The following is a 20,710-nucleotide window of genomic DNA, read 5'->3' on the forward strand; positions in this document are numbered from 1 at the left end:
GGAACCTTCTCAGAGAGCGTGTGTTCAATATTCCTGATTGGCGTCGGCGTTCCAGTGATAGAGCGTGCGTGCCGACGCGATTCGCTTGAAGGACGCTGGATCGTGATCCAGCCCGCCCGCCGCCAGCAACACGCGCACTGCGTCGAGATCGGCATCGCTCATCGGTTCGTACTGCGCGTCCGCCCCGAGCGATTTCACTTCGCCGCGCACGTAGAGCACCGCTTCATAGAGCGAATCGCCCAGCGCGTCGCCCGCGTCGCCGCATATCACCATGCGGCCCGCCTGTGCCATGAAGGCCGAGAAGCTGCCCACGGAGCCGCCCACCACGATGTCGCCGCCCTTGAGCGAGATTCCGCAGCGCAGACCCGCGTCGCCGTCGATCACGAGCAGTCCGCCGTGCGCAGAAGCGCCCGCGCCGTTCGAGGCGAAGCCTCGCACATGCACCTTGCCGCTCATCATGTTCTCGGCGACGCCCGTGCCGGCGCTCCCCTCGATCACGATCGTCGCCTGCTGGTTCATCCCGCCGGCGTAGTAGCCCGCGTGGCCCTTGATCGTCACATGCAGGTCGGCATCTACGCCCACGGCGATGTTGTGTGCCCCATTCGGCGACGTGACGGCGATGCGCTGCCCCGCCAGCGCCGCGGTGTCGCCGTGCAGGTATTGGTTCAGGTCCCGGACCGTCTGCGTCTCGAGGTCGAAATTCAGGCTTTCCATACGTACATCTCCTCGGGAGCGGGTTCGAAGACCTTCGCATTGCGGATATCGGGCAGATGCGCGAGCGAGCGAAACTCAGAGGCAATCGCTACGTAGTCGTCGTTCTCCGCGACCACGGCCGGCTTGCACGCGAACGGATCGCGGATCAGCGCGAGCTCGGTCGTCGTGCCCATCAGGAACGTATAGAAGCCGTCCAGCTCCTCGAAGCCTTTTTGCAGCGCCTCGGGCAGCGCATCGCCCTCGCGCAAACGCCATTCGATGAAACGGCAAGCGGCTTCGGTGTCGTTGTCGGTATCGAAGTGGATGCCGAGCGGCTCGAGCTTGCGCCGCACGCCATATGGGTTCGAAAGCGATCCGTTGTGCACGAGGCAGAAGTCCTCTCCCGCCGTGAACGGATGCGCGCGGTCCGGCGTGACGGCCGATTCCGTGGCCATGCGCGTGTGGCCGACGAGGTGCGAGCCTTTGAGGTTCGCGAAGTCATAGCGCGCGGCCACTTCGGCCGGCGAGCCGATGTCCTTGTAGAGATCGATCGAGCGTCCAGTGGAAAGCAGATAGAGCTTCGGATAGTGCTCGCGCAACCACACCTTGACGCGCTCCGCATCGCCCTGGAGCGTGAGCACTGCATGATTGCCCTTCACGTCGAAGCGCGCGGTGACGTCCATGGCGTGGTTGAGCGCGTCGGCGAGTGCGGCCCAGGGAAATTGCGCGCCCTCGTCCGTGAAGCCCGCGTAGAGGCTCAGCTTGCGCTGGCTCGCATCCACCTCGCTGCCGAACACCGCTAGCCCCGCCGAATCGGGTCCGCGCTCGGTCATGCCGATCAGCATCGGCACCATCAGCTCGCCGAGCCGCTCGCGTAGCGCCGGCGTCTTCACCAGCAACCCTACGATTCCACACATTGTGTGTTCTCCTTAGAAAAATTCGAGGTAGCTCTTGAGTTCCCAGTCGGACACGTGCCGCATGTATTCGAGCCATTCCATGCGCTTGAGCTTGAGGAACTCACCGGCCAGGGGGCCGAGCGCTTCGCAGATCAGTGTGTCCGCCTCGAGCGCGTCGAGCGCCTGCTCGAGGTTTTGCGGCAACACCGCAATGCCGTGCGCGGCAAGTCGCTCCGACGACCACTCGTAAAGGTTTTCGTTTGCCGGTGCGCCCGGATCGAGTTGCCGGTCGATCCCGTCGAGCCCCGCGGCAATCACGGCGGCCGTTGCGAGGTACGGGTTGCAGGAGCCGTCCGGCAGACGCAGTTCGATGCGCTCGCCGGGCATGCGCACCATGGTCGAGCGGTTGTTGTCGCCATAACTCACATAGGCCGGCGCCCACGTCGCGCCGGTGAGCGAGCGTCCCACCACGAGGCGCTTGTACGAATTGACGGTCGGATTGCACAGCGCGGTGAGCGCGGGGGCGTGCGCAAGAATGCCGGCGGTGAACTGGTAGCCGAGCGTCGACAGGCCCATGCCCAGCGGGTCGCCGCCGTCGGCGAACAGATTGCGCTTGCCGTCGCCGATCGAGATGTGCATGTGCATGCCGTTGCCGGGCCGGTTCGCGAACGGCTTCGCCATGAACGAGCAGATCATGCCTAGCTCGTTGGCAATCTCCGACGCGGCCATCTTGAAGAACACGTAGTGGTCGCACGACGTCAGGCAGTCGGTGTACGTGTAGTTGATTTCGAACTGGCCGTTGGCGTCCTCGTGGTCGATCTGATAGACGTCGATGCCGACCGAGCGCAGTGCTTCGGTGAGCCGCTCGAGAAACACCCGCGTGCGCGATAGCCCCTTATAGTCGTAGCACGGCTTCGCCAGCGTGTCGCTGGGGTCGCACGGTTCGAGGGTTCCGCTAGCGGAGCGGCGCAGCAGCGAGAATTCCGGCTCGAGTCCTGTGAAAAGGGTCCAGTCGCGCTCGGTCAGGCGTGCTACCTGGCGCTTGAGCGTGACGCGTGAATCGAACGGCCACGCTTCGCCGTTCACGTGCCCCTCGCAGACGATGCGTGCGAGGCCCGGCTGCCAGGGAACGGGCGTGAGCGTCGCGAGATCGCCGACGGCCATGAAATCGGGGCCGTTCGGCTCGATGCCGACACCCCAGATCGCAAACCCTGCGAAGCCGGCTCCCGCCTCGAGCACCGTCTTCAAATGCGCGACCGGCACCGACTTGGCCTTTGCGACACCATGGATGTCGACGAACTGCGCCAAAACGTATTTCACGCCCTGCTGAGCAAGCCAGCCCTGCGCGTTTTCTGCCGAGTCGAAACGGGGCACGCTTCCGGGCTCGCTGAGCGGCAGCTTACTCGCGTCGTTCAGATTCATCGTCACTCCTTGCACCAACTCCGTTTGCGGTTGAAAGAGGCTGGGCACATCGTGCCTGGGCCGGTTCCGGGGTCTTGCTGGCCATCGTTCAGGGCGCTCATGCGCACCCGCCATTGCGCACTCGTTGCACTTCTCGTTACGCGCTCCGTCTGGAACTTCTTTTCCTGCCATGCAACAATGCTTCATGGCGTGAAACAGCCGGCGCGCGCCACTGCGTGCCGGCCAGCTACGCGTCAAGCATTTCTACCGAGGCCGATCATGCACGCTGGGGACGACAACAAAACTGCGCTCGAGCGCTTTCTGGGCGCCACCATTCGCGACTTGCGCCAGCGCCACGACCTGACCATCGCCCAGGTCGCCGACCAGGCCGGCATCAGCCGCGGCATGCTCTCGAAGATCGAGAACGCGCAGACCTCAACGGGACTCGACGTCCTGCACCGCATCGCCCAGGCGCTCGGCGTCTCTCTTTCCGCGCTCTTTCGCAACTTCGACGTGCCGCAAGGCGACGCGCAACTCGTCAAGAAAGGCGCGGGCATGGAAGTCGTTCGCAAGGGCACCAAACGCGGCCATACCTACCATCTGCTCGCCTACGACCAGGGCCCGCGCAAAGCCTTCGAGCCCTTCCTCATCACCATGGAGGACGAAGCAGAACGCTTCCCGACCTTCGAACACCCCGGCACCGAATTCATCCACATGCTCAAGGGGGTGATCGAATACCGCCACGGCCAGCAAACCTACATCCTCCATCCCGGCGACACGCTTACTTTCCAGGCCGATATTCCTCACGGCCCCGAGCGCCTCATCAAGACGCCCATCCAGTTCCTGTCGATCTTCATCTATCCGCCGGGAACCGCCGACTGAGGCGCAAGCCTTGCAGCCTCGCCTGTGCTGCTTCTTATGCAACGTCCGTGCCATGTTTATCTTCATGAACTAAAAATTCCTGCAGATAAACATCTGGCACGCACGCCGGCCCTGTCCCGCTTACTTTCCCAATTCGCTTGCACCGGCGTTTGCCTGCTGACGGTGCGCGTTTTTCCTGTCTGCCGTGCGCTGCTGCACTGAATCGGGACGCGGGCTTACGCTCGGTTATCAGAAATACTTATGTACGCACGAGCATCGGTGCGAGCGCCTTAACGCGTCGAGCGCCGCCTCTCGTACAAAAATATCGCGGATCCGCTACGTCAATGCGTCTTCGGGCAGTTGCGGCAGCGCGCGCGCGAGTGCCGGCCTGATGGAGGCGTCAAGCACGCGCCGCGTCAACGCAACGATCTCGTGCGCAAACGCGTCCCACTCGCCCTGTCGATGCAGCAGGAAGAAGTCGCGCCGCCCGAGCCGTCCGGCCGGCAGCGGCAACACGGCGATCTCAGGCAAATAATGGCGCGCCTGCCAAAGACACAACGGCGTGGAAATCGAGAAGCCGAGCCGGGCCGCGACGAGGCTCAGGAGCGGATCGGTCGCGTCGAATTCATAGCGGCGCGGACTGTTGATGCCGAGGTGCCGCGCATAGCGCTCGATCTGCTGTCCGATCACAGAGCGAGGGGTATAGCGGATCATCGGCATTTCGAGCGCAAGCGTGCGCCAGTCGATGTTCCCGCGCTCGGCAATCAAGGCGCGCGAGACGACCACGACGAACGCCTCCGAAAAGAGCGGCGCCTCGACGATGCGCGCGTCGTTGAGAGTCGTCTGCGTGCATACCGCGAGATCGAGCTCGCGATCGTGCAACTGCTTGCTCAAGCCGGGGGTCAAACCGGACCACAACGCAATCTGCCGTGCCGAGCCCGACACCGCGCGAATCAGCTCCGGGCCCACGGTCGCCGCGAACGAATCCACGCAGCCAAGCCGCACGGGCAAGCTGCCCGCGTTCGATGTGTCGCCGATGCGCGCGCTGACCATCTGCGCATGCTCGAGCAGCGGGCCTGCCAGTTCGAGCAGCGCGCGGCCCGCGACGTTCGGCCGGGGAGGCCGGCTTTCGCGATCGAACAGGACCACGCCCTGATCTCGCTCGAGCGCCGCGATGGCCTGGCTCACCGCGCTCTGGCTCACGCCGAGCTGCTTCGCCGCGCCGGTCATCGAGCCGGTCTCGCACACCGCGAGAAAAGCCTGCAAGGCGTTGAGGTCGATTGGCGCCTGGGTACGTCTCATGAGGAGCTCCGCGAAAATCTGCGCAAATGACGCTACCGCGTCGTCTTCCACATGGTGCCGCCCGGACGGCTCAACACACGGACGATGAGCAAATGCGTCGACGAGCCATAAGTTTGCCTAATACAAAATAATGGCGGGCAGCCGGGACGCAGAATTTGCCCATCGTTCACCCACGAGGGCACCATGAGCCACTTTGACTATGTCGTGATAGGCGCCGGCGTCATCGGCACGTCCGTCGCCCACCATCTCGCCGCGCTCGGCGCGAACAGCGTTCTCGTCCTCGATCAAGGGACGATCGGGGCGGGCACCACCTCGCAGTCTTCCGGGCTGCTGCGCACGCATTACTCGGTGCGCCAGAACGTCCAACTCGCCCGCGCTTCCTGGTGGGCCTTCAACAATTTCGCCGACTATCTCGGGGACGACGAAGCCTCCTGCGGCCTCGTCAAATGCGGCTACATGATCAGCGCGCCCGAGGGCGACAAGCTCGACCCGCTGGCAGCCTCGCTGCGCGCCCAGCAGGAAATGGGCATCGAGGTACAACTGCTCGACCGCCAGACGGCGCAGGCGCGCCTGCCGATCGCCACCTTCGACGACGCCGCGCTGATCGGCTTCGAGCCAGAAGCCGGCTTCGCCGACGCCTATCTCGTCGCGACCAGCTTCGCACGCTCTGCGCGCCGCCGCGGCGTAAAGATCATGGAAGGGGTGCGCGTGACCGGCCTCGTGCGCGAAGGCCGCCGCGTGGTAGGCGTGCAAACGTCGGCGGGACGCTTTGGTTGCGGCACGCTCGTCAGCACGCAAAACATCTGGACCCCTGAACTCTCCGAATGGATCGGCGTGCCGCTGCCGGTCAAGCCCGAGCGCCACACCGTGCTCGCGCTCGAATGCGAAGCCGCCCCCTACACGTTCGCCATGCCCGCATTCAAGGACCTCGGCTCGCCGGGCATGCTCTATTTCCGCAGCTACGGCGGCAGCCAGATGCTGGTCTCCGAAGGCGTGGTGGGCGAAACGCTCAATGCGCCCGAGACCGAGCAGGGCGAGATCTCCCTCGACTATGTGGCCGAAGTCGGCGCACAGGTGGCCGAACACTTTCCCGCCTACGAAACGGCGGGGCTCGCCTCGTCGTGGACCGGCGTGTACGACGTCACACCCGACTGGAACCCCGTGCTCGGCAACGTTGCCGACGTGGAAGGCCTCACGGTGGGCTTCGGCTTCTCGGGTCACGGCTTCAAGCTCTCGCCGGGCATCGGCAAGCTGCTCGCCCAGCACGCGCTCGGCCTGGCCACCGACGTCTCTCTCGAACCGTACGCACTCGAACGCTTTGCGAGCGGCGCGCTGCTGACCGGCAAGTACGGTCTCGGCGCGGTGTCGTAACACCAGCGCGCAATGTGCTTTCTCATGCAAACAGGAGAAAACAGATGACTGTCCGCATTCTCGTACCCGTCAAGCGCGTGGTCGACCCGAACGTGCGCGTGCGCGTGAGCAGCGCCGGCGCGATCGAAACGGCAGGGCTCAAGATGTCGCTCAATCCGTTCGACGAATGCGCGCTCGAGAAAGCGTTGCAACTGAAGGAAGCCGGGGTGGCCTCGCACATCACGGTGCTGACCTGCGGCCTGCCCGCGCACCAGGACGTGCTGCGCACCGCGCTCGCCATGGGCGCCGACGACGCGGTGCTGATCGACACGGGGGCCGCCACGGCCACGCTCGATTCGCTCGCCGTTGCGCGGCTCGTGGCCGCACACATGAACGAGGTCGACTACGGTCTCGTGCTGTGCGGCAAGCAGGCCATCGACGGCGACGTGGGCGGCGTGGCCGCCATGCTCGCCGCACTGCTGGGCTGGCCGCAGGCGCTGAATGCGAGCGCGCTCGACGCCATCGACGGCGGCTGGCGCGCGAGCTGCGGCGACGATGCGGGCACCGCCACGTGGCAGCTCGACGGCCCCGCCGTGATCAGCGCCGATCTGCGCCTGGCCGAGCCGCGCCGCGTGACACTGCCGAGCATCGTCAAGGCGAAGCAAAAGCCGCTCGCCACGCGAGAGGCGGACGCGCTCGGCGGCGTGTCGAGCGCCCGCAGCCACGTGCTGAAACTGAACGATCCGCCCGTACGCGAGCCTGGTCTGAAGGTGGACAGTGTCGACGCGCTGCTCGCAGCACTCGCCGATCGACGCGTATTTGAATCCGTGGGAGTTTGACTATGAGAACGCTGGTTCTGGCCGATGCCGACGTGGGATCGATTTCCGATGTCACGCTGCGCGTGATAGGCGCGGCGCTGCAACTGGGGCAACCCGTCGATCTGCTCGTATTCGATGCGTCGAGCGCGGCAACGGCGGCGCATGTGAGTGGAGTCGAGCGCGTGCTGGTCGCATCCGCTGGCGCAGCCGATGCGCTCACACCGGAAACGATCGCGGCGCAATTGCACGCCCTCGCTGAAGGGTATTCGGCGGTGCTCGCGGCGCACCGCGCCTCCAGCCGCGCTGCATTGCCGCGCGCGGCGGCGCTCACCGAAGACGCCTTTATCGCCGACGTAATCGCCATTCGCGAGCGCACGCAGTTCGTGCGCGGCCTCTATGCGGGCAGCGTGATCGCGACGGTGACGAGCGCCACGGCGCGCACTTATGCCAGCGTGCGGACTTCGTCATTCGCACCGGTCGAGGCGGAAGGTGGCGCGGCGCAGGTCGTTGCGCTCGCACCCGGTGCGCCGTTCACAGCCACGCGGCTAATCGAGCACCGCGCCGCCGGGCAGAGCGGCCAAGACCTCGGCAGCGCGCGCGTGGTGATCGCGGGGGGACGCGGCCTCGCTTCGCAGGAGAACATGGCGCGTCTCGGCAAGCTCGCCGACAAGCTCGGCGCGGCGCTCGGCGCCTCGCGCGCCGCCGTGGATGCCGGCTATGCGCCGAACGCCGCGCAGGTCGGACAGACCGGCCGCAGCGTGGCACCCGACGTGTATGTGGCGTTCGGCATCTCGGGCGCGATCCAGCACCTCGCCGGCATGAAGGACTCGAAGTTCATCGTCGCCGTGAACAAGGACCCGGACGCGCCGATCTTCTCGGTGGCCGATGTGGGGCTTGTCGGCGACCTGTTCGACGTGGTCGGCGCGCTCGAATCTCACGTGCAGAGTGCGGGGACGAGCGCGTGAACGCACGCCTGCCTCGCTCTTTCTGCTAATGCAAGCGCCGCCGAAGTCTGCGCCGTGCGTTTCATCGACGGCACGCGTCTGCCGCCCGAGCCCTGCGCCAATGGCGCAGGCACGACGCGCACCCTCGCGCGCGGAACGGAGCAGCACGGTGCCGCGCCGTGGCGCGCGAGCATGGCGACCCTCGATGGCCCCGCGAGGTTACCGAGATCGCCAACTATTGGCTCGCAGGTTTGCTCGCCGCGGCTTCACTCGCCGCCTTCTTCTTCGCTGCCTCGTGGTGTCCGACGGCACACCCAGCCGCGGCGCCTGCCGTGCCGTGCTTACCCGCGACGTGGCCCGCAACGCCACCCACGGCAGCGCCTTTCATGCAGCCAGCCGCCACCGCTGACGTCGGTGAAATCACTGGAAGTGACATAACGATCGCAAAAGTGAGAAGTGTTCTTTTCATGGTCTATTTTCGAAAGGGGTGGTCCGCTGCACAGGACGTCGTGCGGATCCGGTCCATTCGAGTAGCGCACCTGTCGTGCCTGCGGGGCAGTGTTATCGAACACGGTGATGACCGCCACAGGCGATCGTGCGACATAGTGCGGCCATCTGCGGCCGCTCGACCAAAGACTGATTTGGCTGCCGGGCAGCCTGGTTTCCCGTAATCGATCCGGACCGAAACTTGCGCGTCCGGGATTGTGTGATGACGCGGCGCGCGGCATGGAGGCAATCATGGAACGGGAGTTAAAGCTACGAATCGCCCCGGAGGACCTCGCCAAGCTTCGTGGCGCACCGCTGCTGGCGCGCGCTCAGGCCACTGCCGATCGACCGGAATTCCTGAACAGCACGTACTTCGACACGCCGGAACTGGCCCTCCACCGTTGCAAAGCCTCGCTGCGCGTACGCGCCGTCGGAAAGCGGCGAATCCAGACGTTGAAGCTCGAGGGCGCTGTGGAGGCCGGTGTGTTCGACAGGGCCGAATATGAAATGCCGATCAAAAGGGACACGCCCGATCTGGCGCTGCTCTATGACGCCATATCGGCCGATAGCGATTGCGGCAGGCTGATCCGTGATCAGGCCGTCGCCGCGCAACTCGCTCCTGTTTTCGTCACACGCATCCATCGCACTGCAATCGCGCTGCACCTGCCGTCGGAAGACGAACTCGAAATAGCGCTCGACGAGGGAACTGTCGACGCGCAAACGCGCTCGGTGCCGCTCGCCGCTGTCGAACTCGAACTGAAACAGGGCAAGCCGGAGGCGCTCCATGCGACGGCGCTCGAACTTCTGAAGACCGTACCGCTGAGCATCGACCATCGCAGCAAGGCCGATATCGGCTACGAATTGCTCGTGGCCGAGCACGCCGCGCCCGTGAAGGCCGAACCCGTGCGCTTGTCGAAAGACAATTCGATTGAGGACGTGTTCTGTACGATCGTCCATAACTGCCTCTCGCAGGTGCATGCCAACGAGCGCGGCGTCGTGTCCGGTCATGATCCGTCAAGCGTTCATCAGATGCGGGTCGGACTGCGACGTTTGCGCTCGGCGCTGGACCTGTTCGCCAAGGCGATTCCTCCCTATTCCGGGCTCGACGACGAACTGCGCTGGATCGCGGCGGAACTCGGCGCCGCGCGTGACTGGGAGGTCCTTGCCGGGGCCACACTCGATCGGGCGGGCGCGGACGGCAATGCAGACGAACTCATGCCGGTGCGGCAGGCGTGCACGGTGGTCGCCGTCGACAACCGGCAGCGTGCGGCGGCCGCGGTCGAGTCGGTTCGCTACACGCGTCTGGTGCTCGAACTCGCGCTGTGGCTGGCCTGCAAAAAATGGCGCGACGATATGACCGGCAAACAACGCGCAGCGCTTGACAGCCCCGCGAGGCAGTTCGCCGACAAGGTGCTGCGGCGCAGGCACAGCAGGCTGATCAAGCGTGGCAAGGGCCTCGCCGATCTCGACGATCACCGCCGGCACCGCGCGCGTATCGCGGCGAAGAAGGTTCGGTATGCGACAGAGTTCTTTGCGTCGTTGTTCTCGAAACGGGCCGTGCAGCACTACGTGAAAGCGCTGACTGCACTTCAGGACGATCTCGGCTGGCGTAACGATGCGGTGGTCGCCGATCAGCTTCTGCGGACCGTTTCGCGCAGGTCGAGGGACGCAGCGCCAGGCGCGGCTTATGCCCGAGGCTATCTCTCTTCACGCGTCGCTGCAGATCATCAAACGCTAAAGAAGCTATGGAATCGTTTCAGACGCCTCCCGCCACCGCATTGAGTCGGCGCGCGACAGGTGAAACGGCACCTGAGGTCCGATTCGGCATCGGGTCCGATGCGTTGCAAACGGCGCGCAGCGCAGCATCGTCCCACGGCTACCTGCGACTACCGCGCGTTGTCGCCGCCGAGAGCAGCGTACCGCCTGGCGAGCATCAGATCGGCCACGCAGCGGAAGGGACCGGCAAAGGTTGCGGCGCTCGCACGTGAAATGGGCGTGCGCGAAAGTCCCCTTGATGCTGTGCGCTCCATTGCGCAACGTCCATCCTGAAGCAAGGCTCGCCTCATGGCCAGATCCGGATGCCCAGCAGCACAGCAACAAGAAGGCCGAGCGAAGCGCCAAGCAGCAGCACGCCGAGAAGCAGCCACCGGTTTGGGGTCGTAATAGGCACGTTCTCTATCGCTCCCGTGGCACGCGAGTGAACCAATTCATGCGCAACGCAACAAATCGTCGTGCAGTTCTCAGGGTGAACGTCGACAATGGCAGCATGAGACACGGCGTGAGCAGGGACAGGCCGAAGACGGTCAGTGGATGATGCGTCGCATCACTTGAATGACTCGAATCGACGATGGTATTGGAGGCAGCCTTAAGGCTGCCTTATGGTGTCGCGGTCCTGGTCCCGCAAAGGCTACTGCATGGCGTCGGCGATCAGAATCGCAGGGATTCTGCGAAAATGATGCCGCACACGAGCAGAATCGTTGTCGGAAACAGGGCAACGAGGCGCAACATTCCGTCGGAAGCCGCCCTGTTCCTGTTGTCGGGCGAGCTCCGACTCGTGCACGCGTTCATATTTTGAGGACTGGTTCATGAAGAATACCGCGCTCGCGCATCTGACATTCGCCGCCGCTGCAGTCGGCCTCACCAGTGCCGTCCACGCGACTGATGTCAATGTCGGCATCAATGTAGGCGCGCCTGTCGTGGTTGCCCCACCCGCTGCCGTGGTCGTCACGCCTGGATGGCACGACGACCGATATTGGGATGGACATCGCTACTGGAATCGCGATGACTGGGAAAAACATCACCATCACGACAAAGGATGGCACTGCCCTCCGGGACACGCCAAAAAAGGCGAGTGCTGATCGGCTTTGCGCGACCCCCGCTCCCTACCGCAGACGCAGCGCGCAGAGTTGCTGCTGGCCGCGTTGCCATTCAACGGACTTGGAGCGACGCCTACTGACCCAGGAGCGGACGATGGCCATCGTCCGCTTGCGGGCTAACTCACAGCCGAAGGGAAGGATGTCGTTACCGAACTTCGCGCCGACCGTCATCGGCCAGAGAGCACACACTCGCAGCCAAGCCCCTGTGTGATCAACCGTACCGGCGTGACAGCGTGTCACTCTGGTGGCTTCGACAACTTCCTGGAAGCTCACGTCGGCCAGGTCCTGCCCGGACGATAACCATCGGTAACTTCCTTCTTGTCCAGTCCGAGGGCGCTGGCGACCTCGTTCTTCGTGGCGAACCGGGCGGTAACGTGAAATTTGGTGGTGCTCTGGCGCATTCGCCCGATACCATACCGTCCCGTCGTTTGCGAGGACCGTCACGCAGTCCGGCGTCGTGTCCACGATCGCACGGAAGCGCTCCTCGCTTCGCTTCAGTGCGAGTTCGCCCTGTGCACGCTCGATCGCAATACTCGCAAGGTGTGTAAGCCGTCCTGTTAGATCGGATTGAAACGGAGAGGGGGTTCCAGGCTCCGACCGGAATAACGTGAATGTTCCCAGCACTTCGTTTGTACGTGACAGGATCGGGGTCGCCCAGCACGCGCGCAGACCATGTGCGAGACTCAGGTCGCGCCATGCCGTGGGCCAGCGTGAATCAGACGCGATATCTGATACGACGACCTGCTCGCTGCGCGACGCTGCTAATCCGCAGGGTCCCAAGTCCAGGTGGACGCGGCCGCCACTCGAAGGATAGGTGTAGGTCAAAGCGAGGCCTGCCGCATTCACCTGCTGGAATGTCATGTCGCCGGGTTCGATCAGCGCAATACTGCAGAAGCAGTCGCTCACGATCTGCTCGACCAGCCGGCATAAGTCATCAAGAACCGTGGGCAAGGGCAGGCCCATGGCGATCATTTCGAGCAGGCGCTTCTCGCCCGCAAGCAGCGCCTCGGCTCGCTTCCGCTCGTCGATGTCCGTCTGCAGGAAGTACCAGAGAGCGATTCGCCCCTCCTTGTCCTGCAACGGAAAGCCTTGTACGCGAAACCATCGATAGACGCCGTCCGCGCGACGATGACGGGACTCAAAATCGTAAGGCTCGCCGGTTCTGAGTGACGCATAAAATCGGGCAACAGTCGCACGTCGATCATCCGGGTGGGTAAAGTCTCTGCTAGTCCACTGCTTCAGTTCTTCGAGCGTCGCCCCTGAATATTTGAGCGTATGGCGGTTGGCTTGAAACACGTCCCCGTCCGGCGTAAAGAGAATGACGCGCGTAGGCAGTCCGTCCACGATGAGCCGAAAGCGCTCCTCGTGTGCCTTCAGGGCCGCTTCGGCCTGCTTACGGTCCTCGATATCCGTGTTGATCCCGCACCACTTCGCGACTTTGCCGGCAGCGTCGACGACCGGACTGACACGGCATAGAAACCAGCGATACGTGCCATCGAAGCGACGCATTCGCGCTTCCAACTCGCCCTGCACGCCGGAAGCAACGACCGCTCGCCAGGCTTCAAGCAGCGCGGGCCGGTCCTCGGGATGGACCGCAGACTGCCAGCCCTCGCCGCACGCGTGCTCGACGGAGAGACCCGTATAGTCCGACCAGGGGCGATTGACGAATTCAATGCGACCGTCCGGCAGTGCGGTCCAGACCAGGCCCGGGAGCGCATCCACCGTACTTCTGAGTTCATATTCCATCGCGGTCCTTCCCTTCAGGCGCGCTACCAGCGCGAGCTTTTCCAATCTGCGCCCGTATTGGCGCGCGCTGCACTTCTGGCCATTCCCGGAAGAGATGCGCACGTCGAAGGCTCACGAAAACTTAAGTATTCCCTTCAAAATAGATCGCTCCGACGGGACAATTGTTAGTCTGAAAGTGCCCGGAAGTCGTGAGGAGACGGTGATATAGGCGGGGAATTTTAGTGAGGAATGGCTTTCGGCGATCGGAGCCTTTGGTGGCGCACCTCGAATCCAATCCGTGTCGATGTGCCCTCCGTCACGACGCTCAGTGTTCCGGCCTGCCTTTGATAATATCGATGGAGCCTTTACGGTAGTTGTCCAGACTTGCTATACCGTTCCTGACCAGGCGGATGCTCGTGCGGACGGTATTCAGCAAAGCTATAATTCTGATAACCGACCGGCTGGTGGAGAGACCCGATGGACGACCTCCGAGTGGGGAACTGGGTGGTCACCCCCAGCCTCAACAGCATCTCTTCCATGGGCCGGACCGTTCGCGTCGAGCCGAAAGTAATGGAAGTGCTGGTGTGTTTGGCCCAGCACCCGGGAGACACGGTTTCCAAAGAGCAGCTCTTTCAAGCTGTGTGGCCCAAGACCGTGGTGACCGAGGATGTATTGAAGCGCTGCATCGCTGAGTTGCGCCGCGCCTTTGTCGACGATGCCCGCGATCCGCGCGTCATCGAGACAATCTCGAAACGAGGCTATCGACTGCTTGCACCGGTAACTGCAGGCAGCGCCACGCCTGCGCCCACTGAGAGTGTGGTAAGCGATTCCATCGTGGTCCTGCCGTTCGTCAACATGAGCGCAGATCCGGAGCAAGAATACTTTGCCGACGGGATCACTGAAGAAATCATCGACGCGCTCGCCCAGATCCAGGAGCTTCACGTCGTGGCACGAAGCTCCGCCTTCTCGTTCAAGGGTAAGCACATCGACTTGCGGATTGTGGGCGAGCAACTGAACGTGCGCACCGTTCTCGAGGGAAGTGTGCGCAGAGCGGATAATCGCCTGCGTATCACGGCGCAACTTGTGTCTGCGGTGGACGGATATCATCTCTGGTCGGAGCGCTATGACCGTGAGATGAACGATGTTTTCGCTATTCAGGAAGAGATTGCCCAAGCGATAGTGAAGCGGTTGAAGATCACGTTCCCGTGGAATACGAGAAACCTGACTAATCCTGGAACCCCGAATCTCGAAGCCTACGAGTCCTACCTGAAGGGTCACGCTCTGCTCTACAAGAGGGGTCCCGCTATTTCACGTGCCCTCGCCTGTTACCAGCGGTCAGTGGATCTCGATCCAGGCTATGCATTGGCGTGGGCCGATCTTGCCGATTGCTACTCGATGCTTTGCTTCTACGGGTTTGCGGCTCCTCAGGCTTTCATGCCCAAAGCCATAGAGGCCGCTCGACACGCGGTGGCATTAGATCCTTCGCTCGCCGAAGCACACTGCACCCTGGCGCTCGCCTACCTGCTCTGGGCCTGGAACACAGCGGAGGCCGAGCGTGAGTTTCTTTGCGCGCTACAACTGAATCCGAAGTACATCTCGGCACTCGGCTGGTACGGAAGTGCTTATCTCCAGTTCTCGGAAGGGCGGCTGGCGGAGGGAATGGAGCAAGCGAAGCTAGCGCTGGCAGCGGACCCCCTATCAGCCTACGCACACGCCTTATACGCACTGACCTGTATTGTGGCGGGCAAAACCGGGGAAGGCGTGGAGGTCAGCCGGCGCGCCGTCCATCTCGATCCCGAGAGCTTTCTTGCTAACTGGGTGCTGCAAATGGCACTGCTGTTGAACGGCCAGTTCGAAGAGTCTATCGCGGCGGGAGAATCGGCATTGGCCATGTCCGGCCGGCACCCCTGGTCCATGGCCTGGCTTGCCGTGGCACTCGCAAGTTGGGGCAAAGCCACTGACGCCGATGCGATTTTCGCCGAAATGCAGGCCCGAGCCCGTCGTGAATATGTTACGCCGACGGCGCTCGCTATCACGGCTTGTGCGGTGGCGAGGGAGGATGAGGTGATTCGCTACGCCCGCGAAGCGTGCGAAATTCGCGACACTAATTTATTTTACTTTTCCAGATATTTTCCTTTGTCACACCGGTTGTATCGTTATCCGCAGTTTTGCGAAATCATTGCACAGATGGGGCGCAGCGATTGGTTGCGCGATCACCCGCCGCTAACGGTTACGCAGGAGCCACGTGCGCAGGAATGAATCGCGCTCGGTGGCTGATGCTGAGTCACTGAGGCGTCGTGGTTTACCGGAAATCGCAGTTTGTTGACTCACTCCGCCTCATGACCTTCAGTCATTTCCGCGAAACACTTCGTACAACAGATGACTGTAATATTCGAGCAATAGTTCACGCGCTTCTGGGCGTCCTCTTTCAATTCGCCGCATTCATCGCAGCGAGTCAAGGCACGGAACTGCAACGGTCGTGAGCGCCACCGTTCGATTGCGTTCATGTCAGCAGCCTTCACGTTGATCTCGTGTGCCGGCAGCGATGATGTTCATCGCCATCTTCGGTAGTTCTGTCGACGTCGGATCTTCTCGGCGTAGCTCAAGCAAATCCCTTGCGTACATGCTCATCATGGTCCTCTCGTTAGATATGAGGCTATGGTCAACAGTCCGGTCTTGCCGGATTACGACAGTATGGCCTGCGGGCGTTTTGGTTCCGCTTCTGCAGCCTCACCATTGCGACGCGTCCATACCATCTACTTCAAAGAGATGGTTACGACGGGAGCATTATTGGTGTGGATGTGCCCGAAAGTCGTGAGAGGACAGTAATGTCGAAGTGAAATTTTGGTGAGGACGGTGCCATGCAGTCAGTGAACAACGGGACATGACAGCACTCTAGGCTGCAATCGGTGTAGCGGTCCACTGCACAATGGCTTACCTACATCTATGTGTCGATGGGAAGTAGCGCCGTGTCACATGTAACCCAAAGTGCATTTGCGTCTACGCTTGGCTTACTCTAGATTGGCTTTCAGGCGGAAGGCTTGTTGTGGATTTCAGGAAGCGGCCGACTTGGCCAACCCGAGAGACTAATGATCTTTAAAGCCATTGACGCGGCGGCGTAGAGTGTCTCCCCGCTTAGTGGCTTGGGTCTCCTCGGCCAGCTTGTCATGCACATGGGCCTACTTGGTGCCGTAAGGGGTAACGTTTCCGTTACTTCTGGACATACGGATTGGGTTCGAGGTCGTGCTCATCGGCACAGCGCTTATTGTGACCACGCAGCTGAGCATTGATATAAATTAGGATGCCGAATGTATCTTTATCTGACTCAAAAGGACGAGGCCCGTGGCATACGGCACCCGATCCAGTACCCATAGAAATGCATCGTTGGTAGCGCTAATCGGTACGCTTACTGGCCGCGATCTAACCCTCGTTGGTACCGCGTCCTGATTGCCGGAGCAATCAGTGGTCTGCTTCACCAATTGGTGATCTCCAGTCCCCGCTTGCCGCCTCAGCCGAAGCCGGCCGCGCAGTCTTGATACGGATTTCAACTATGTCAGACTCTCCTCTCACGACACGCCGCGGCTTCCTGCGCGCGGCAGCGGTGCTCGTGCCCGCCAGCGCACTGGCGTGCTGCGAGGGCGGCAAGCAGCCGTCGAGCGAAACCGCCGCGGCGGGCAGCGCCGCCTCTGCGCCCAACGCCAGGCCTGAAGCCGCGCAGGCCGCCTACAAGCCGCGCTTCTTCGACGCGCGCGAGTGGGCCTTTGTCCAAGCCGCCACCGACCGTCTGATTCCCGCCGACTCCGAAGGCCCCGGCGCGCTGCAAGCCGGCGTGCCCGAATTCATCGACCGGCAGATGGACACGCCTTACGCGCACGGCGCGCTCTGGTACATGCAGGGGCCGTTCCAGCAAGGCGTGCCCGAACTCGGCTACCAGCTGAAGCTCGTGCCGCGCGACATCTACCGGCTCGGCATCAAGGCCGTGAACGCGTACTGCACGAAGGCCTACGGCAAGGACTTCGACGCGCTCGACGCGAGCACGCGCGACAGCGTGCTCGGCGCGCTCGAGGCGGGCAAGGTCGAACTGGACGGCGTGCCGGCCTCCGTGTTCTTCGGGCAGTTGCTGCAGAACACGCGCGAAGGCTACTTCTGCGACCCGATCCACGGCGGCAACCGCAACATGGCTGCGTGGAAGATGATCGGCTTTCCCGGCGCACGCGCCGACTTCATGGATTTCGTGAACCAGAACGGCAAGCCCTATCCGTACGGCCCGGTCTCGATCAACGGGGAGCGTACGTAAATGGCGATCAAAAAACCTCATGTCGATGCCGTCGTGGTCGGCTTCGGCTGGACCGGCGCGATCCTCTCGAAGGAACTGACCGAAGCGGGCCTGAAGGTGGTCGCGCTCGAGCGCGGCGAGTATCGCGACACCTACCCGGACGGTGCGTACCCCAACACCATCGACGAGCTCACGTACAACATCCGCAAGAAGCTCTTCCTCGACCTGTCGAAGACCACCGTCTCGATTCGCCACGGCGTGAACGACACGGCCCTGCCCTACCGCCAGCTCGCCGCGTTTCTGCCCGGCGAAGGCGTGGGCGGCGCGGGCCTGCACTGGTCGGGCGTGCATTTCCGCATCACGCCCGAAGAGCTGCGCCTGAAGAGCCACTACGAAGAGCGTTACGGCAAGAAGTTCATCCCCGCAGGCATGACGATCCAGGACTACGGCGTCACCTACGACGAACTGGAGCCGCACTTCGACTTCGCGGAAAAGGTGTTCGGCACCTCGGGCCAGGCGTACAAGGTGAAGGGCAACGTGGTCGGCGACGGCAATGTGTTCGAAGCCGCGCGCAGCGACAATTTCCCGTTGCCCGCGCAACTGAATACCTATTCGGCGCAACGCTTCTTCGACGCGGCGAAATCTATCGGCCTGCATCCCTACCGCCTGCCTTCGGCGAACACGTCGGGGCCGTACACGAATCCCTATGGCGTGCAGATGGGCCCGTGCAACTTCTGCGGCTTCTGCAGCGGCTACGCGTGCTACATGTACTCGAAGGCTTCGCCGAACCTCAACATCCTGCCCGCGCTCAAGCAGGAAAAGCACTTCGAACTGCGCTCGAAATGCCACGTGCTGCGCGTCGAACTCGACGGCACCAGAAAGCGCGCCACGGGCGTGACGTATATCGATCCGGCGGGCCAGGAAGTGTTCCAGCCCGCGGACCTCGTTATCGTCTCGGCGTTCCAGTATCACAACGTGCACCTGCTGCTGCTCTCGGGCATCGGCAAGCCCTATGACCCGGTGTCGGGCGAAGGCGTGGTGGGCCGCAACTTCGCGTACCAGAACCTCTCGACCATCACGGCGTTCTTCGACAAGGACACGTGGACGAACCCGTTCATCGGTGCGGGCGGCAACGGCGTGGCCGTGGACGACTTCAACGCCGACAACTTCGACCACGGCCCGCCCGGCTTCGTGGGCGGCTCGCCGCTCTGGGTGAACCAGGCGGGCGTGAAGCCGATCAGCGGCATCGCCACGCCCGCGGGCACGCCGAACTGGGGCGCAGGCTGGAAGAAGGCCGTGAAGGACCACTACGCGCACACCATTTCGATGGACGCGCACGGCTCCAACATGTCGTACCGCGACGTGTACCTCGACCTCGATCCGACCTATCGCGATTCATACGGCCAGCCGCTTCTGCGCATGACCTTCGACTGGAAGGACAACGACATCAAGATGGCGCGGTACGTGACGGGCCAGATGCAGAAGATTGCCGAGGCGATGGGCCCGAAGGCCATCAACGTCTACACGCGCGAGTTCGGCGCGCACTTCGACTCGCGCCGCTACCAGACCACTCACCTCGTGGGCGGGGCCGTGATGGGCACCGATCCGAACACCAGCGTCATCAACCGCTATCTGCAGAGCTGGGATGTGCCCAACGTGTTCGTGATGGGTGCCTCCGCGTTCCCGCAGGGGATCGGCTACAACCCGACCGGCCTCGTCGCCGCCCTCGCTTACTGGAGCGCGAAAGCCATTCGCAACCAGTATCTGAAGAACCCCGTCCCCCTGGTGAGCGTGTGAGAAGCCTCATGACGATCATGAAGAAAAACCTGGTCCCCATGCGATTCGCTTGCAAAAGCGCACGCGGCGCACTGCGCCGCCTGAACCCCGTTTCGAAGGCGGCGCTCACGCTCGCCGCCTGTGCTGCGTTATCCATGGCGTTTGCGCTGCTCACGGCCCGTGCCGCCAACGCCACGGCCAAGCCCGCAGACCCCGCGCTCGTCGCGCACGGCGAATACCTCGCTCGCGCTGGCGACTGTATCGCTTGCCATACCGCCCAGGGCGACAAGCCCTTCGCGGGCGGGCTGAAGTTCGATACGCCCATTGGCGCGATCTACTCCACGAACATTACGCCCGACGCCGGGAGCGGCATCGGCAAGTGGAGCTACGACGATTTCGCGAAAGCCGTGCGCCAGGGCGTGCGGCCGAACGGCGACACGCTTTACCCGGCGATGCCCTACCCGTCGTACGCACGCCTCTCCGACGACGACATGAAGGCGCTCTACGCGTACTTCATGCACGGCGTCGGGCCCGTGCAGGCGCAGAACCGCGCGGTGGACATTCCCTGGCCGCTCTCGATGCGCTGGCCGCTCGGCGCCTGGCGCCTGCTGTTCGCGCCGAAGGCGCAGGCGTTCGACGGCTCGCATTACAACGATGCGATCGTCGCGCGCGGCGCGTATCTCGTGCAGGGCCTCGGCCACTGCGGCGCGTGCCACACGCCGCGGGCGCGCACGATGCAGGAGCTTGCGCTCACCGACCTCGAAGGCGACGACTTCCTCGCGGGCGGCGCCCCGATCGACGGCTGGGTCCCCTCCAGCCTGCGCGGCAACCCGCGCACGGGCTTAGGCGGCTGGAACGAGGACGACATCGTGCAGTTCCTCAAGTCGGGCCGCAATCTGCATACTGCGGCGTTCGGCGGCATGACCGACGTGGTTCAGCACAGCATGCAGCACATGAACGACACGGACCTGCTCGCCATCGCGCGCTACCTCAAGACGCTGCCCTCCCGTGACCCGAAGGAAACCGCGTATGCCTACGATCCCGCCGCCGCGCACAAGCTGCAAAACGGCGACGCGAGCGCACGCGGCGCAGCGGTCTATCGCGACAACTGCATGGCCTGCCACCGCAGCGACGGACGCGGCTACACGCGCGTGTTCCCGGCGCTCGGCGGCAACCCGGTCGTGCAGGGCAAGGACCCCACTTCGCTGATTCACGTGCTGCTCGCAGGCAGCGCGCTCGAAGGCACGCAATCCGCGCCCTCGTCGTTCACGATGCCGCCGTTCGGCTGGCGTCTGTCCGACCAGGA

17 protein-coding genes are annotated in these 20,710 nt (G+C 63.3%); 10 read left to right on the plus strand and 7 right to left on the minus strand.

The window, feature by feature from the left end:
- Window positions 1-24: 24 nt before the first annotated feature.
- From BFD71_RS20675 to glnT, 3 genes are read right to left on the minus strand one after another with little or no spacing between them, the layout of a single operon-like run.
- Window positions 25-714 carry a protein glxC gene (locus BFD71_RS20675; protein ID WP_069266159.1) on the minus strand — a complete coding sequence of 230 codons (690 nt, stop codon included), beginning with the start codon at window positions 712-714 and terminating at the stop codon, window positions 25-27.
- Entirely contained in the window at window positions 702-1,610 is a 909-nt protein-coding gene (locus tag BFD71_RS20680) for a class II glutamine amidotransferase (RefSeq protein WP_069266160.1), read from the minus strand. The genes BFD71_RS20675 and BFD71_RS20680 overlap by 13 nt, the downstream gene beginning before the upstream one ends.
- 12 nt (window positions 1,611-1,622) lie before the next feature.
- Window positions 1,623-3,011 (minus strand): type III glutamate--ammonia ligase, encoded by a 1,389-nt coding sequence (gene glnT / locus BFD71_RS20685; RefSeq protein ID WP_083245360.1) that lies wholly within the window; start codon window positions 3,009-3,011, stop codon window positions 1,623-1,625.
- A 258-nt stretch (window positions 3,012-3,269) separates the two neighbouring features.
- Between glnT and BFD71_RS20690 the strand changes: the two genes are divergently transcribed.
- On the plus strand, window positions 3,270-3,872 hold the full coding sequence (locus BFD71_RS20690; RefSeq protein WP_069266161.1) for a helix-turn-helix domain-containing protein: 603 nt from the start codon (window positions 3,270-3,272) through the stop codon (window positions 3,870-3,872).
- A 315-nt stretch (window positions 3,873-4,187) separates the two neighbouring features.
- Here BFD71_RS20690 and BFD71_RS20695 read toward each other — a convergent pair whose 3' ends face one another.
- A complete protein-coding gene (locus tag BFD71_RS20695) occupies window positions 4,188-5,153 on the minus strand; it encodes a LysR family transcriptional regulator (RefSeq protein WP_069266194.1) in 966 nt (321 codons plus the stop codon).
- 183 nt (window positions 5,154-5,336) lie between these two features.
- On the opposite strand from BFD71_RS20695, the gene BFD71_RS20700 reads away from it, so the two are divergent.
- The 3 genes from BFD71_RS20700 to BFD71_RS20710 are packed head-to-tail and all read left to right on the plus strand — an operon-like array spanning window position 5,337 to window position 8,286.
- A complete protein-coding gene (locus BFD71_RS20700; RefSeq protein WP_069266162.1) occupies window positions 5,337-6,524 on the plus strand; it encodes an NAD(P)/FAD-dependent oxidoreductase in 1,188 nt (395 codons plus the stop codon).
- Between the two features lie 44 nt (window positions 6,525-6,568).
- Complete coding sequence (locus BFD71_RS20705; RefSeq protein WP_069266163.1) at window positions 6,569-7,342, plus strand: electron transfer flavoprotein subunit beta/FixA family protein; 774 nt, start codon at window positions 6,569-6,571, stop codon at window positions 7,340-7,342.
- 2 nt (window positions 7,343-7,344) lie between these two features.
- Complete coding sequence (locus BFD71_RS20710) at window positions 7,345-8,286, plus strand: electron transfer flavoprotein subunit alpha/FixB family protein (RefSeq protein WP_069266164.1); 942 nt, start codon at window positions 7,345-7,347, stop codon at window positions 8,284-8,286.
- A gap of 214 nt (window positions 8,287-8,500) precedes the next feature.
- Here BFD71_RS20710 and BFD71_RS42220 read toward each other — a convergent pair whose 3' ends face one another.
- Entirely contained in the window at window positions 8,501-8,701 is a 201-nt protein-coding gene (locus tag BFD71_RS42220) for a hypothetical protein (protein WP_370684298.1), read from the minus strand.
- Window positions 8,702-9,003: 302 nt separating this feature from the next.
- Here BFD71_RS42220 and BFD71_RS20715 point away from each other — a divergent pair, with 302 nt between their 5' ends.
- Window positions 9,004-10,533, plus strand: a complete 1,530-nt coding sequence (locus tag BFD71_RS20715) for a CYTH and CHAD domain-containing protein (protein ID WP_069266165.1) — start codon at window positions 9,004-9,006, stop codon at window positions 10,531-10,533.
- A gap of 803 nt (window positions 10,534-11,336) precedes the next feature.
- Window positions 11,337-11,609, plus strand: coding sequence for a hypothetical protein (locus BFD71_RS39225; RefSeq protein WP_083245363.1), 273 nt, complete (start codon window positions 11,337-11,339; stop codon window positions 11,607-11,609).
- 24 nt (window positions 11,610-11,633) lie between these two features.
- On the opposite strand, the gene BFD71_RS20725 is transcribed toward BFD71_RS39225, so the two are convergent.
- On the minus strand, window positions 11,634-13,373 hold the full coding sequence (locus BFD71_RS20725; protein WP_083245367.1) for a PAS domain S-box protein: 1,740 nt from the start codon (window positions 13,371-13,373) through the stop codon (window positions 11,634-11,636).
- 456 nt (window positions 13,374-13,829) lie between these two features.
- Between BFD71_RS20725 and BFD71_RS20730 the strand changes: the two genes are divergently transcribed.
- Complete coding sequence (locus tag BFD71_RS20730) at window positions 13,830-15,611, plus strand: winged helix-turn-helix domain-containing tetratricopeptide repeat protein (RefSeq protein ID WP_069266168.1); 1,782 nt, start codon at window positions 13,830-13,832, stop codon at window positions 15,609-15,611.
- A 249-nt stretch (window positions 15,612-15,860) separates the two neighbouring features.
- On the opposite strand, the gene BFD71_RS42225 is transcribed toward BFD71_RS20730, so the two are convergent.
- A complete protein-coding gene (locus tag BFD71_RS42225; protein WP_256094829.1) occupies window positions 15,861-15,986 on the minus strand; it encodes a hypothetical protein in 126 nt (41 codons plus the stop codon).
- Between the two features lie 907 nt (window positions 15,987-16,893).
- Between BFD71_RS42225 and BFD71_RS20735 the strand changes: the two genes are divergently transcribed.
- The 3 genes from BFD71_RS20735 to BFD71_RS20745 all read left to right on the plus strand — a co-directional run.
- The gene (locus BFD71_RS20735; protein WP_069266195.1) at window positions 16,894-17,649 is read left to right on the plus strand and encodes a gluconate 2-dehydrogenase subunit 3 family protein; all 756 of its coding nucleotides are present in this window, start codon (window positions 16,894-16,896) and stop codon (window positions 17,647-17,649) included.
- Window positions 17,650-19,425: a GMC family oxidoreductase gene (locus tag BFD71_RS20740; protein WP_069266169.1), complete on the plus strand. Its 1,776-nt coding sequence runs from the start codon at window positions 17,650-17,652 to the stop codon at window positions 19,423-19,425. It abuts the gene before it with no gap.
- A 38-nt stretch (window positions 19,426-19,463) separates the two neighbouring features.
- A partial coding sequence (locus BFD71_RS20745; RefSeq protein WP_069266196.1) for a cytochrome c occupies window positions 19,464-20,710 on the plus strand: 1,247 nt, incomplete at its 3' end.

This window comes from Paraburkholderia nodosa (genome assembly GCF_001718195.1).
Taxonomy (GTDB): domain Bacteria; phylum Pseudomonadota; class Gammaproteobacteria; order Burkholderiales; family Burkholderiaceae; genus Paraburkholderia; species Paraburkholderia nodosa_A.